Origin of the sequence: Pseudoalteromonas sp. P1-8, from assembly GCF_001399985.1 — a bacterium.
Lineage (GTDB): Bacteria > Pseudomonadota > Gammaproteobacteria > Enterobacterales > Alteromonadaceae > Pseudoalteromonas.
This window is the reverse complement of record NZ_LJSO01000007.1, coordinates 40,665-53,431: the sequence shown is the minus strand read 5'-3', so window position 1 is coordinate 53,431 and position 12,767 is coordinate 40,665. Positions and strand designations below refer to the sequence as shown.

Below are 12,767 nucleotides of genomic sequence, written 5' to 3'. Positions count from 1 at the left end.
CATCGCCGATAATTGAACGCTCGTGTTGGCTGGGTAATTATAAAAGCTTTGGAAAACTTAGCGCGGATCTGTATGATCGGCAACCCAGAATATGCTTCACGAATGTATTAATGTGATAAAAGCACCGTTGTTACTTGCAAACTTTATGTTCGCGACGGTGATTATCCCACTATTACCGTCGCGTTAGCAACTAAATTATTTACTTAAATCAGTGATTAGGCAATGTCAGAAAAAACCGGCTTACAAGTTTCGTTTGTTACCATAGGTGAAGACCATCTAGGTCAACGTATTGATAACTTTCTTATTACTCACCTAAAAGGTGTGCCTAAAAGTGCAGTTTATAAAATCCTTCGTAAAGGCGAAGTGCGAGTAAATAAAAAACGCATAAAACCTGTCTACAAACTACAACTAAATGATGTGGTTCGTATTCCACCTATTAAAGTGGCCGAAAAAGAAGAGTTTGTGCCAAAAAAACTCGATAAAGTAAAACAACTTGAAGACGCCATTTTGTTTGAAGACAAGTATTTAATGGTGATCAACAAGCCTTCGGGTATGGCTGTGCATGGTGGCAGTGGCCTCAGTTATGGCTTAATCGAAGCGCTTCGCGTACTTCGCCCTGAAGAGCGTAGTTTAGAGCTTGTACACCGACTAGACCGTGACACATCAGGTTGTTTGCTTATTTCTAAACGTCGTTCAGTGTTAACTGATCTACATAAACAGTTACGTGAAAAAACCATGGAAAAAAACTATTGGGCATTAGTTGATGGTCAATGGGATTCTAAAACGAAAAACGTTACTGAAGGACTTCGTAAAAATACCTTGAAATCTGGTGAGCGTGTGGTTCGTGTTGATAATACCGAAGGTAAACCATCGCACACGCGTTTTCGTGTGCTTGAGCGATATGCTGAGTGCTCATTAGTGCAAGCGTCGCCAGTAACGGGGCGTACTCACCAAATTCGTGTGCATACGCAATGTAAAGGTCACCCAATAGCGTGTGATGATAAATATGGCGTTGCAGAGTTTGATCAATACGTAAATAAGCTGACTGGTTTAAACCGTTTGTTTTTACATGCCCATGATTTACGTTTTATGCACCCTAAAAACGAAACAACCATGCATGTTGAAGCGCCACTCGATAATGCTCTTCAAAACTGTATCAAAAAGCTACGTGCCGATAATGAACAAGTTTAAGCTGGTTATTTTTGATTGGGATGGCACTGTGATGGACTCTGTGCCAAAAATTGTTACCTGCCTGCGAAATACTGCGCGAGACTTAGGTATTCCTGTTCCAACAGAGCAACAAGCAAAAGACGTCATTGGTTTGTCGCTGGCAAAAGCCACTGAAGTGCTTTTTCCGGCGCATTTACATTTAAACGACGAACTCGTTGCAGGTTACAAAGCACAGTACCGTGAGTTAGATGTTACACCTACACCTTTATTTAAAGGTGTAGAATCCGTTTTAAAGCAGTTAAGTGATGCAGGTATGCAATTGGCTGTGGCTACCGGTAAAGGACGTGAAGGCATTGATAGGCTTCTTAATGAGTCAGGTCTTGGGAAGTACTTTTTGAATGTAAAATGCTCAGATGATGCACAGTCGAAGCCATCTCCAGATATGCTTGAGCAAATATTGCACGAGCAGGGCATAGCAAAAAGTGATGCTGTGATGATTGGTGATAGCCAACTCGATATGGCAATGGCTAATGCCGCAGGTATTGCTTGTATTGGAGTGAGTTTTGGTGCCCATAGCCCGGCGCAGTTGCAACAACATACGCCGTTATGTGTTGTTGATTCATACCAGCAGTTAAAGCAATATTTGCTTTAACTGCTTAGCCAATTTAAACACTAACAACGTAAGCTAATAATCGAGTTTGTACATTTTTGGCTATTGTGTTCAGTAGAACACAATTCCTTTTTAATTTTTCGGTTACAATTCCCAGCTAAATGCGCATTACCACGTGTGTGGCTATCAATCGTTTCAATTTCTTTACTATTTTCCTCAATAAACTTAAGTAGACAATTTGAAATAGCTACATCAGTTAAATCCACCACAGGACTGAATAATAAGTTCATTGCCATACCATCTATAATTGATGCGCCACGGTTTAACTTGTAAGTTAAGTTTAATTTACGAGTACCACCAATATTAAATTCACCATTATATTTCACTTCAAAGTTTAAAAGGTTATCCGAACTTCCATAAACCTTACTAATATAAGAACCTATTTCATTGTGTTGAAGACTTATTTGAAATCCTGAGTCGCCTTTACGTAGTTTTAGCACACTTTCAGTTGTATCAGAGGCTTTAAAGTTATCAAACCAATTTGCATCAAAAAGTTCTTTTTCTATGAATTTTGTTAAATCTTCATGGAGGTTGGTTTGATATTGTTGATTGCCAAAGTAATTAACTGGGTGTAAGGCACAGCTATCTTCGTTATTTGAACTCGTTGAATTAAGCTCAAGCGGACTTTGAATTTTAGAGGATGTTGTGGAAGAACTCTTCGATACTGCGGTTCTGAAATCTCGGTCTATATCGTAAAAAGTTTTTAATAAATCTTTTTCTGAGGTGTTTAATGGCAAGCTTTCGATTGTTGAAATAATCTCATTTTCTTGAGAAGTTGATGAGTTGTTTGTCGCCTTAACATTAAATTTAAAAGCTCTTTTATCTAATGGATTTACTATTATCAAGTTTTTCGATGAAGTATCGCATTTAAGAATAGGCTGACCAAGGTGTAACCTTTCATTAGATGAAGGTTCCCTTTGGCAGTCAGGTTTGACGTGGTGTTCTTTAGCAATTGTTTTGGCTTTTTCATAATTACACGTATTGCATGAGTAAACTTCTAATAACCCTTGTGAGGCATGCATTTTGCTCGTAAACAAACTTAACCCTGATAGAAAAAAGGTTATTAACAATCCTTGTCGAGTCATAAAGCCTTTCCTTTTTAGCTGAATTTTAATCTATGCTATTTAATAGATTTTACTAAGTTTTGTGACATGTCAACACGTCAACACCAAACTCAGCCAGCACTTTAGTTAATGTGATCAGTGGCAGGCCTATCAATGTATTAGGGTCATCGCCACTGAGCTTTTCAAATAAACAGATGCCTAATCCTTCACTTTTAAAGCTACCTGCACAGTTGTATGGCTGCTCTGCATCGCAATAAGCATTGATCTGTTCAAGTGTGAGTGCTTTAAATGTCACATCAAATGGCACCACGGTGGTAATTGCTTTGTCGCTTTGTATATCAAATACACTTAAACCAGTTAAAAAGGTCACTATATGGCCACTAAACGATGATAGCTGCTTAATGGCATTTTCTTTAGTATGAGGTTTACCTAAAATTGTATCGTTGAATACCGCAACTTGATCAGAGCCGATCACCAAACCTTCACTAAAATGTTGTTTGGCAACTCGGGCTTTTTGCTCGCTTAAACGAGCAACTAATTGCTCTGGTGTTTCAGCTGCAATAGGGGACTCATCAATATCTGGAGAAAAACTTTGAAAAGGTAAGTTAAACTTAGTTAATAATTGCTGTCTAAATGGTGAGCTTGACGCTAATATAAGTGTTGGTTTCATAATAAATTCTGGATGAAAATTGTATTTTGCCAAGGATAAGCCACAATGAATCCTAAAACAAAGCAGAAGATCGTTAAAAACCTACCAAAATTGGTTTTTTACTTTGACTAACTTACTAACTATCTATATGATGCAGCCCCTATGCAAAAGGTGAAAATTCCCATCACTCTTCATCCCAGCAAAGCAGCTCAACATCGTTTAACGTATGACGGTATTGTCCCGCTTGAAAAACTTTCTCGTTTAGAGCAAGTTGTGCAGGAGGAAGCAGGTGAAATAGCGGTAAAGATTCATTGCAAAATTGACGAGCAAGGTTTAGTGGTAATAAGTGGTAACTTATCAACACATGTAACTGTAACTTGTCAACGCTGTAATGGAGAATTAGGGTTGGATTTGGAACAAGACTTTGTGTATTCGCCAATTGGTTTGGATGCAGAGTCAGATCATCTACCTGAAGGTTACGATGAAGTAGAGCTGGACGAAAACGGTGAAATCAACGTATTTGAGTTAATCGAAGACGAACTGATTTTAGCTATTCCAATAGTGCCTACACACAACGAAGCTTCATGCAGTTATTCATCAGAGCCTACTAGCTTTGGTAAATTAGCAGCAAAAGATGACAAACCAAATCCATTTGATATTTTGAAACAACTTAAGAAAGATTCTTAGGAGAAGACTAATGGCTGTACAAAAAAGCAAAAAGTCTCGTGCAAGACGCGGCATGCGCCGTTCACACGATGCGATCAGTGGTCCAACTTTAACTGTAGATCAAGTTTCTGGTGAGACTCACCGTCGTCACCACGTAACTGCTGACGGTTACTACAAAGGCGTTAAAGTAATTTCTAACTAAGAGATTGCTATATGCTGACCAATCTAACCATAGCGTTAGATATGATGGGGGGCGATTACGGCCCCCGTTCATCTATCCCCGCTGCCGTGCAAGCGGTAAATGCTAATACCAACTTAAGACTCATCTTATGTGGTAATCAGCAAGTTATTCTAAAAGAACTCGAAGCACTCGATTCTGTTTCACACCCTCGTTTAATTATTCGCCATTGTAGCGAAGTCGTCACAAATGCGTGTGAACCTGCTTCAGCGGTTCGTTCTAAAAAAGATTCATCAATGCGAGTTGCCCTCGATTTAGTTAAATCGGGTGAAGCGCAAGCGTGTGTAAGCTCTGGTAATACAGGCGCGTTATTTTTTATGGCGCATTATGTATTAAAGATGCTTCCAGGCGTAAAACGTCCTGCATTAATCTCTGCTGTTCCAACCGAACGTAAAAACCCTGTTTATTTACTTGATTTAGGCGCTAATGTGCATTGTGATGCGCAAACCCTTTATCAATTTGGCATTATGGGTTCTGTGGTAGCAGGGCAGGCACTTGGGTGTGATAACCCAAGAGTTAGTTTATTGAATATTGGCTCTGAAGACATCAAAGGGCATGAAGGAATAAAACAAGCTGCACAGTTAATGCAGCAGTGTGAATATCTCAACTACACAGGTTACAGTGAAGGTAGTGATATTTTCAGTGGAAAAGCTGATGTTATTGTGTGCGAAGGATTTGTAGGTAATGTGGCATTAAAAACCTGTGAAGGTATTGCCAAACTGATCATGCATAAACTCACCAAAGCCTTACACAAGCATTTCTTATACAAAAGTTTAGCGTTTTTATTGCGTCCAGTGATAAAAAAACTCTACAAGCGGGTGAACCCCGACCAGTATAACGGCGCAAGTCTGGTAGGATTGCGCGGTATTGTTGTTAAAAGCCATGGCAATGCCTCACCAAAGGCGTTTCATGCTGCTATTGATGAAGCCGCGCGGGAAGTCGAACGCCAACTCCCTGAAAAAATCGCTGCGATTTTTGAGCAAACACATCCAACAACAAAGTAGTGCAGCATATCTAAAACTTGTTATGCTGCCTGCTACAGAATATTTTTTTGTTTAATTATAAGAGCAAAGTATGGCACATAAAATTGCACTCGTATTTCCAGGTCAAGGCTCACAAACTGTGGGCATGTTATTTGAACTATTAGCTGATTCACAAATTGCTAAAGCAACATTCGCTGAAGCATCTGAAGCTCTTGGCTATGATCTAGCTGCACTTGTACTAAATGGTCCAGAAGAAGAATTAAATCAAACCCATCGTACACAACCAGCACTTCTTACTGCTAGTGTTGCTATTTACCGTCAATGGTTAGACGCAAACCCTGATGCCGATGTTGTTATGGCTGGTCACAGTTTAGGCGAGTATTCAGCATTAGTTTGTGCTGGCGTTGTAAGCTTAAGCGAAGCCGTTAAACTAGTAGAAAATCGTGGTTTATATATGCAAGAAGCAGTACCTGCGGGTGTTGGTTCTATGGCTGCAATCATCGGCTTAGGTGACGACGAAATCAAAGCAGCGTGTGAAGCATCAGCAAATGGTGAAGTCGTTTCACCAGTAAACTACAACTCACCAGGTCAGGTTGTTATTGCCGGCCACAAAGCGGCAGTTGAGCGTGCATCAGAAGCATGTAAAGAAGCAGGTGCTAAACGTGCTTTACCACTCGCAGTAAGCGTACCTTCTCACTGTGAACTAATGAAACCAGCTGCTGAAAAATTAGCTGCTGATTTAGCGGCTTTAACATTTAATACACCTAAGTGTGATGTAATCAACAACGTTGATGTAAAAGCTGAGCAATCAAGTGAAGCAATTAAAGATGCATTAGTACGCCAACTTTACAGCCCGGTACGCTGGACTGAAACTGTACAAGCATTAGTTGCGCAAGGTATCACACAAAGCTATGAGTTTGGCCCAGGTAAAGTATTAACGGGTCTTGCTAAACGAATTGATAAAGCAATGGTATGTGGTGCGGTTAATACGCAAGCTGCTATTGATGAAGCGAAATAAGTAGGAATAGAATGACAAATTTATTTTCTCTTGAGGGCAAGGTTGTCCTAATCACTGGTGCAAGCCGTGGTATTGGTAAAGCGATTGCAAATACGCTAGTTGCACAAGGTGCAAAAGTAGCCGGCACTGCAACAAGCGAATCAGGTGCTGCTAAAATCAGTGAATACCTGGGTGACAACGGTAAAGGTTATGCCCTTAACGTTACAGATCCTGAATCGATTGAGGCGACACTTGCTGCGATCAAGGCTGATTTAGGCGATATCGACGTATTAGTTAACAATGCGGGTATTACTCGCGATAACTTATTAATGCGTATGAAAGACGGTGAGTGGGATGACATCATCGACACGAACCTAAGCTCAATTTTCCGTTTATCTAAGGCTGTTTTACGCCCTATGATGAAAAAGAAAAATGGCCGTATCATTAATATCGGTTCTGTTGTGGGCACTATGGGTAATGCGGGTCAAGCTAACTACGCTGCAGCGAAAGCGGGTGTAATTGGTTTTACTAAGTCATTAGCACGCGAAGTTGCATCACGTGGTATCACAGTGAACGTTGTTGCACCTGGTTTTATCCAAACAGATATGACAGACGAGCTGACTGAAGACCAAAAAGCAGCTACGCTTGCAAATGTACCTGCAGGGCGTTTAGGCCAACCTGAAGAAATCGCTGCTGCGGTATGTTATTTAGCATCTGACGCTGCTGCGTATGTATCAGGCGAAACATTGCACGTAAATGGCGCGATGTACATGGTTTAATGAAAGTTAGCAAAAATTTGCTAACGAAAGATTATCGAAAATTGTTGAAATTTTTGTGATCTTGCTTTAAACATACTTGAATTCGCTATGAAAATAAGCGATAAATGAACAAATACTATTCGAGAGGTTTGACCAGATAAGTAATTATCAGCAAATCCTTGAATCACAGAATTATGCGGCGTAAACTACGCCGCAATCTGAAAATAACGCATTGGCGTTTTTAATAAAGGAAAGAAGAATGAGCGACATCCAAGAACGCGTAAAGAAAATTATCATTGAGCAACTAGGTGTTAAAGAAGAAGAAGTAAAACATGAAGCTTCTTTCGTTGACGACTTAGGTGCTGATTCACTTGACACTGTAGAACTAGTAATGGCTCTTGAAGAAGAATTCGACACTGAGATCCCAGACGAAGAAGCTGAAAAGATCACTACAGTTCAAGCTGCAATCGATTACGTTACAGCTCACGCTGAGTAATTTTACGCATTTTGATTTTAAGGGCAGCATTAAGCTGCCCTTAGTCTATCTATAGAATGATACTAATAAATTTGGTATACACCCCACCTAAAATAATTTCCTTATTGGAGGCAACCCGTGGCTAAACGTCGAGTCGTCGTAACTGGCTTAGGAATGTTGACACCGCTAGGTAATGATGTTGAATCTACTTGGCAAGGTTTGTTAAACGGTAAAAGTGGTATTCAAACTATCACGCATTTCGATACCTCAAGTTTCGGCACCAAATTCGCAGGTTTGCTGAATGACTTTGATGCATCAGCTTACATGTCACCGAAAGATGCAAAGAAAATGGATTTGTTTATCCAATATGGCATTGCAGCGGGTGTACAAGCACTACAAGATTCTGGTCTAGAGATCACTGAAGAAAACGCCACTCGTGTTGGTGTAGCAGTGGGTTCTGGCATCGGTGGTTTAACTTTAATTGAAGAAAACCACATCAAACTATTAAACAGCGGCCCGCGTAAGCTTTCTCCGTTCTACGTGCCTTCGACCATTATCAATATGATTTCTGGTCATTTATCGATTATGCACGGTTTACGTGGTCCTAATATTTCAATCGTTACAGCCTGTACTACAGGTCTACATAACATTGGTCATGCTGCGCGTATGATTGCATACGGCGATGCAGATGCAATGGTAGCCGGTGGTGCTGAAAAAGCATCGACACCAATTGGTATGGGTGGCTTTAATGCAGCACGTGCATTATCAACTCGTAACGATGATCCACAAGCAGCATCACGCCCTTGGGATAAAGACCGTGATGGTTTTGTTCTTGCTGATGGTGCTGGTGTTATCGTACTTGAAGAATATGAGCATGCTAAAGCACGTGGCGCGAAAATCTACGCTGAACTCGTTGGTTTTGGTATGAGTGGTGATGCATATCACATGACGTCTCCACCTGAAGACGGTGCAGGCGCAGCTCTAGCGATGGAAAATGCCCTAAACGATGCACAAGTTAATGCAGACCAAGTTGGTTACATTAATGCTCATGGAACATCGACTAATGCAGGCGATAAAGCCGAAACATCAGCTGTTAAAACTATTTTTGGTGATGCAGCGAAAGATGTGATGGTAAGTTCATCTAAATCAATGATGGGTCACTTGTTAGGTGCAGCAGGTTCGGTAGAGTCGATCATTACTATCTTGTCACTTGTTGACCAGAAAGTAAGCCCTACAATCAACCTTGATAACCCAGATGAAGGCTGTGATTTAGACTACGTACCGCACACTGCACGTGACGCTAAATTGGATTACGCACTATGTAATTCATTTGGTTTTGGTGGTACTAATGGCTCGTTGCTATTTAAAAAGGTATAATTCTTTTTAACAACGGACTAAAAAGAAGAGCCCAGTTGTTTAACTGGGCTTTTTTGTATGAGTAAATTAAAACAAACAATAAAAATAATCACACCAGACACCACAATAAGCACGCAAGACCGTGGCTTAAATTATGGTGATGGCTTTTTTACCACCGCCTCTGTGGTGAATTCTGTCGTTGAGCACTGGGATTTACACAAAGCGCGTTTAGAAGAATGCGCGCAAAGACTATTTTTCCCCGAATTAGATTTAACCGCAATTGAGCGTGAAGTTAACCACGCAATCAGTGATACACAAACTGGTATTTTAAAAATAGTTATCACCCGTGGTGCAGGTGGGCGTGGTTATGGCTTACCAGATACACCAAGTATTCAAGTGCTGATCAGTATAATGCCTGCAGTTTCACACTATAAAAGTTGGCAGCAGCAGGGCGTAAGCTTAGCAGTCAGCGACGTGAAACTTGCACATCAACCTTTACTTGCAGGCTTAAAAACATTGAACCGTCTAGAGCAAGTGCTTATCAAAAAGCAAATGAGCAGCCTTGAATGTGATGACGTTGTTGTTCTTGATTATGATAACAATGTGATTGAATGTTCGGCTGCAAATTTATTTGCTATTAAAGACGGTCAAGTTATGTCACCTAAGTTAGACCGCTGCGGTATCACTGGGGTTTATCTCAGCGCTTTATGTGATAAGTTAGCCATTGAATTTAAAGCAATCCAATTAGATGAGCTTTTAGCTATGGATGCCGTATTTATGTGTAACAGTTTAATGGGCGTGGTTCCCGTTGCACGGATTGCTGATACACAGTTTGATATTGAATGCAGTAAAGCGCTATTAGCGGCGCAGTTTGCCAAGGAGAGTGTGTGATAAAAGTCATTGTTAGCGTGCTGTTATTAGCATTGCTATGTTGTGGTATTGGCTATCAACAGCTTCAATCAGCATTAAAAATGCCGTTAAAGGTTGAAAATAGTACTTTATTTAAAGTAGAACGTGGCACTGGCTTTAATCAGCTTTGCCAAGCATGGCAAACAAAGCAGTGGGTTGATAGCTGTTTTAAATTTCAGGTACTTGCTAAATTAGATCCTACGCTTACTGATCTAAAAGCGGGTCTATATGAACTGGATACAAGCGCTGTTATTGATAATATTCGTCGTATCAATCAAGGTGCACAAGTGAGCTTTAGCTTTACAATTATTGAAGGTCAGCCACTTCGAGACGTTGTTGCTAATATTCAAAAGCAAGCACATTTAACACAAGACTTAGACACAGAAAATTTAGCGACGCAGATAAGTAGCACACAACAAAATTTAGAAGGCTGGTTGTTCCCTGACACCTATCACTACCATAGTGAAGATACTGCCAGCGGCGTATTAAAACGTGCATACAACAAAATGCAGCAGGAATTAGACGCTGCATGGCAAACTAGAGCAGCAGATTTGGTGTTAAGTTCACCGTATGAAGCGTTAATACTGGCTTCTATCATCGAAAAAGAAACGGGCCTTGCTTCTGAGCGACCATTAATTTCTGCGGTATTTACCAATCGTTTAAAAACCAATATGCGCTTACAAACCGATCCAACTGTGATTTATGGTATTGGTGCTGATTTTGATGGCGATATAAAACGAAAAGATTTAACAACCTATACACCGTATAACACGTATAAGATAAAAGGCTTGCCGCCAACACCCATAGCCATGCCTTCGAAAGCAGCGATTTTGGCCGCGGTTAATCCACCGGAGTCTGAATATGTGTATTTTGTTGCGAAAGGGGATGGCAGCCATCAATTTTCGAAAACATTGCAAGAACATAATCGTGCGGTAAAGCAGTACCAATTAAACTAACAACCAGAATTGAGTCTATGACAGCGAAATTTATAGTGATTGAAGGCCTAGAAGGTGCCGGAAAATCAACGGCCATTGCCGTATGCCAAGCTTATTTAGAAAACAAGCAAGTCGATTTTATTAATGTACGTGAGCCTGGCGGTACAGCTATGGCTGAAGAGCTGCGTAATATCGTCAAACAGGCTCACCAAGAAACAGTGACGGGCGAAACGGAGCTGTTAATAATGTATGCAGCACGCTCACAATTAGTTGCTAATGTTATTAATCCGGCACTTGAAAAGGGCACTTGGGTTTTAGGTGATCGCCATGATCTTTCATCACAAGCATATCAAGGTGGGGGTCGCGGTATTGAACAGACTAAACTCTCTTTTTTAGCTGATATGGTGCTAAATGGTTTAAAACCGGATTTAACCATTTATTTAGACATTGACCCTGCAGTTGGGCTTGCTCGTGCAAAAGGCCGTGGTGAACTTGATCGTATCGAACAAGAAGCATTAGGCTTTTTTGAGCGCACTCGCGCACGCTACCTTGAAATAGCTAAAACTGATAGCAGTATCAAAACAGTGGATGCAAACCAAACAATGCCAGAAGTACATGCGGCAATCACAACTGTGCTTGATAACTTTTTTGCAGGTTTAAATTAATATGCCTTTGCCGTGGCTTGAAGGGCTTTATCAGCAACTAGCGCAAAGTTTTGCACAGCAACGCTTTCATCATGCCCAGCTATTTAATGGTGATAAAGGTGTTGGCAAACAATGTTTAGTCGATTCGCTCGCCGATGGCTTACTTTGCGCGTCACCTGTAAATTTAAAAGCCTGTGGCAATTGTAAAAGCTGTCAACTTAATCAAGCGGGTACTCATCCTGATAAACGCGTTGTAAAGGTGGAAGGCCAAACAATAGGCGTTGATGAAATTCGTGAGATCAGTGATTTTATCAACCATTCAGCGGCGCAAAATGGTAACAAAGTAGTTGTGCTCGAACAGTGTCACAAAATGACCACTGCTGCGGCTAATGCTTTATTAAAAACCCTTGAAGAGCCAAGCTTACGCCGTTATTTATTGTTAACGTGCGAGCAAACAGCATTATTACCTGCAACAATTTTAAGTCGCTGTGCCGTACACGAAATAAAAGTTAACTCTGAATATACGAAAAAATGGTTAGCATCATTAAATATTGCTAATTATTCATGGTTAGAGTTGTTCGCTAGGCAACCTTTACTTGTTCAGCAGTGGCAAAATGACAACCAACTTGAAGCTGTCGATTCTCTTTATAAATTTGCAACTGAGATAAAAGACAGCCATAATTTCAGTGCGTTAGTCGACATCCTTAATAAAGATCATAGCTTGGTTAATGTATTTGCTTTGTTCTTAACAGAGCATCTTAAAACGCAATTAATGTTAGGAATGGACTTTTTCAATTATCAGAAAGCACAAACTGCAATTTCAGAGTTTCTTTATAATAACTCACATGTGCTTGGCTTGAATATGGAACTAGCCATTTCACAATTAGCGTTTACTTTACGTGAAAGCCAAAATTAGGAAGTATCGTGCAAGAATTATTAGTAGATATTGAAGACTTAGAAGAATTATATCGCTGTTACATGCCTTATCTAAAAAATGGTGGTTTGTTTGTTCGCACTAATATGCGCTTTGAAATGGGTCATTCATTGGCTTTAAAGGTCACATTACCAGATGCATTAGAAGATGATGTAGTAACGGGTAAAGTTGCTTGGATCACACCACAAGGTGCACAAAGCTCAAACCCACCAGGTATTGGTGTTAATTTTATCGATGATAAAACCAATTTGAATGCGAAAATCGAAAAACTACTCGGTACTATGTTAAACTCCGGCAATCCGACCTATACCATGTAATA

16 protein-coding genes are annotated in these 12,767 nt (G+C 40.4%); 14 read left to right on the top strand and 2 right to left on the bottom strand.

Going from position 1 to position 12,767, the window contains the following annotated elements; translation table 11 throughout:
• The first annotated feature begins 222 nt into the window (after positions 1-222).
• Together rluC and AN213_RS11285 are read left to right on the top strand one after the other, a co-directional pair.
• Positions 223-1,191: a 23S rRNA pseudouridine(955/2504/2580) synthase RluC gene (rluC, locus tag AN213_RS11290; protein WP_054561362.1), complete on the top strand. Its 969-nt coding sequence runs from the start codon at positions 223-225 to the stop codon at positions 1,189-1,191.
• Positions 1,178-1,822: an HAD-IA family hydrolase gene (locus AN213_RS11285; protein ID WP_055198662.1), complete on the top strand. Its 645-nt coding sequence runs from the start codon at positions 1,178-1,180 to the stop codon at positions 1,820-1,822. Before rluC ends, AN213_RS11285 begins: the two co-directional genes overlap by 14 nt.
• 20 nt (positions 1,823-1,842) lie before the next feature.
• Here the strand turns inward: AN213_RS11285 and AN213_RS11280 are convergent, their stop codons facing one another.
• Together AN213_RS11280 and AN213_RS11275 are read right to left on the bottom strand one after the other, a co-directional pair.
• A complete protein-coding gene (locus AN213_RS11280) occupies positions 1,843-2,925 on the bottom strand; it encodes a hypothetical protein (protein ID WP_055198661.1) in 1,083 nt (360 codons plus the stop codon).
• A gap of 52 nt (positions 2,926-2,977) precedes the next feature.
• Positions 2,978-3,574 carry a nucleoside triphosphate pyrophosphatase gene (locus AN213_RS11275; protein ID WP_055198660.1) on the bottom strand — a complete coding sequence of 199 codons (597 nt, stop codon included), beginning with the start codon at positions 3,572-3,574 and terminating at the stop codon, positions 2,978-2,980.
• 141 nt (positions 3,575-3,715) lie between these two features.
• Between AN213_RS11275 and yceD the strand changes: the two genes are divergently transcribed.
• The 12 genes from yceD to AN213_RS11215 all read left to right on the top strand — a co-directional run bounded on the left by yceD (position 3,716) and on the right by AN213_RS11215 (position 12,765).
• Positions 3,716-4,240, top strand: coding sequence for a 23S rRNA accumulation protein YceD (gene yceD / locus AN213_RS11270; RefSeq protein WP_054554711.1), 525 nt, complete (start codon positions 3,716-3,718; stop codon positions 4,238-4,240).
• A gap of 10 nt (positions 4,241-4,250) precedes the next feature.
• On the top strand, positions 4,251-4,421 hold the full coding sequence (rpmF, locus tag AN213_RS11265; RefSeq protein ID WP_036967969.1) for a 50S ribosomal protein L32: 171 nt from the start codon (positions 4,251-4,253) through the stop codon (positions 4,419-4,421).
• An 11-nt stretch (positions 4,422-4,432) separates the two neighbouring features.
• The gene (plsX, locus tag AN213_RS11260; RefSeq protein ID WP_054554712.1) at positions 4,433-5,461 is read left to right on the top strand and encodes a phosphate acyltransferase PlsX; all 1,029 of its coding nucleotides are present in this window, start codon (positions 4,433-4,435) and stop codon (positions 5,459-5,461) included.
• Positions 5,462-5,531: 70 nt separating this feature from the next.
• The gene (gene fabD, locus AN213_RS11255; protein WP_055198659.1) at positions 5,532-6,458 is read left to right on the top strand and encodes an ACP S-malonyltransferase; all 927 of its coding nucleotides are present in this window, start codon (positions 5,532-5,534) and stop codon (positions 6,456-6,458) included.
• 11 nt (positions 6,459-6,469) lie between these two features.
• Positions 6,470-7,216 (top strand): 3-oxoacyl-ACP reductase FabG, encoded by a 747-nt coding sequence (gene fabG, locus AN213_RS11250; protein ID WP_054554714.1) that lies wholly within the window; start codon positions 6,470-6,472, stop codon positions 7,214-7,216.
• Positions 7,217-7,454: 238 nt separating this feature from the next.
• The gene (acpP, locus tag AN213_RS11245) at positions 7,455-7,691 is read left to right on the top strand and encodes an acyl carrier protein (protein ID WP_016707440.1); all 237 of its coding nucleotides are present in this window, start codon (positions 7,455-7,457) and stop codon (positions 7,689-7,691) included.
• Between the two features lie 117 nt (positions 7,692-7,808).
• A complete protein-coding gene (gene fabF / locus AN213_RS11240) occupies positions 7,809-9,047 on the top strand; it encodes a beta-ketoacyl-ACP synthase II (RefSeq protein ID WP_054554715.1) in 1,239 nt (412 codons plus the stop codon).
• Positions 9,048-9,104: 57 nt separating this feature from the next.
• On the top strand, positions 9,105-9,917 hold the full coding sequence (pabC, locus tag AN213_RS11235) for an aminodeoxychorismate lyase (protein WP_055198658.1): 813 nt from the start codon (positions 9,105-9,107) through the stop codon (positions 9,915-9,917).
• Positions 9,914-10,891, top strand: a complete 978-nt coding sequence (gene mltG / locus AN213_RS11230) for an endolytic transglycosylase MltG (RefSeq protein ID WP_055198657.1) — start codon at positions 9,914-9,916, stop codon at positions 10,889-10,891. Before pabC ends, mltG begins: the two co-directional genes overlap by 4 nt.
• Before the next feature lie 17 nt (positions 10,892-10,908).
• Complete coding sequence (gene tmk, locus AN213_RS11225; RefSeq protein ID WP_054561369.1) at positions 10,909-11,535, top strand: dTMP kinase; 627 nt, start codon at positions 10,909-10,911, stop codon at positions 11,533-11,535.
• A gap of 1 nt (position 11,536) precedes the next feature.
• Positions 11,537-12,430: a DNA polymerase III subunit gene (locus AN213_RS11220; protein WP_054561370.1), complete on the top strand. Its 894-nt coding sequence runs from the start codon at positions 11,537-11,539 to the stop codon at positions 12,428-12,430.
• An 8-nt stretch (positions 12,431-12,438) separates the two neighbouring features.
• Entirely contained in the window at positions 12,439-12,765 is a 327-nt protein-coding gene (locus AN213_RS11215; protein WP_054554720.1) for a PilZ domain-containing protein, read from the top strand.
• The last annotated feature ends 2 nt before the right edge of the window (positions 12,766-12,767 follow it).

Excerpts from the sequence above, each read along its gene's own strand:
- rluC (WP_054561362.1), top strand. The coding sequence starts at position 223 with ATGTCAGAAAAAACCGGCTTACAAGTTTCGTTTGTTACCATAGGTGAA.
- AN213_RS11285 (WP_055198662.1), top strand. The coding sequence starts at position 1,178 with ATGAACAAGTTTAAGCTGGTTATTTTTGATTGGGATGGCACTGTGATG.
- AN213_RS11280 (WP_055198661.1), bottom strand. The coding sequence starts at position 2,925 with ATGACTCGACAAGGATTGTTAATAACCTTTTTTCTATCAGGGTTAAGT.
- AN213_RS11275 (WP_055198660.1), bottom strand. The coding sequence starts at position 3,574 with ATGAAACCAACACTTATATTAGCGTCAAGCTCACCATTTAGACAGCAA.
- yceD (WP_054554711.1), top strand. The coding sequence starts at position 3,716 with ATGCAAAAGGTGAAAATTCCCATCACTCTTCATCCCAGCAAAGCAGCT.
- rpmF (WP_036967969.1), top strand. The coding sequence starts at position 4,251 with ATGGCTGTACAAAAAAGCAAAAAGTCTCGTGCAAGACGCGGCATGCGC.
- plsX (WP_054554712.1), top strand. The coding sequence starts at position 4,433 with ATGCTGACCAATCTAACCATAGCGTTAGATATGATGGGGGGCGATTAC.
- fabD (WP_055198659.1), top strand. The coding sequence starts at position 5,532 with ATGGCACATAAAATTGCACTCGTATTTCCAGGTCAAGGCTCACAAACT.
- fabG (WP_054554714.1), top strand. The coding sequence starts at position 6,470 with ATGACAAATTTATTTTCTCTTGAGGGCAAGGTTGTCCTAATCACTGGT.
- acpP (WP_016707440.1), top strand. The coding sequence starts at position 7,455 with ATGAGCGACATCCAAGAACGCGTAAAGAAAATTATCATTGAGCAACTA.
- pabC (WP_055198658.1), top strand. The coding sequence starts at position 9,105 with ATGAGTAAATTAAAACAAACAATAAAAATAATCACACCAGACACCACA.
- tmk (WP_054561369.1), top strand. The coding sequence starts at position 10,909 with ATGACAGCGAAATTTATAGTGATTGAAGGCCTAGAAGGTGCCGGAAAA.
- AN213_RS11220 (WP_054561370.1), top strand. The coding sequence starts at position 11,537 with ATGCCTTTGCCGTGGCTTGAAGGGCTTTATCAGCAACTAGCGCAAAGT.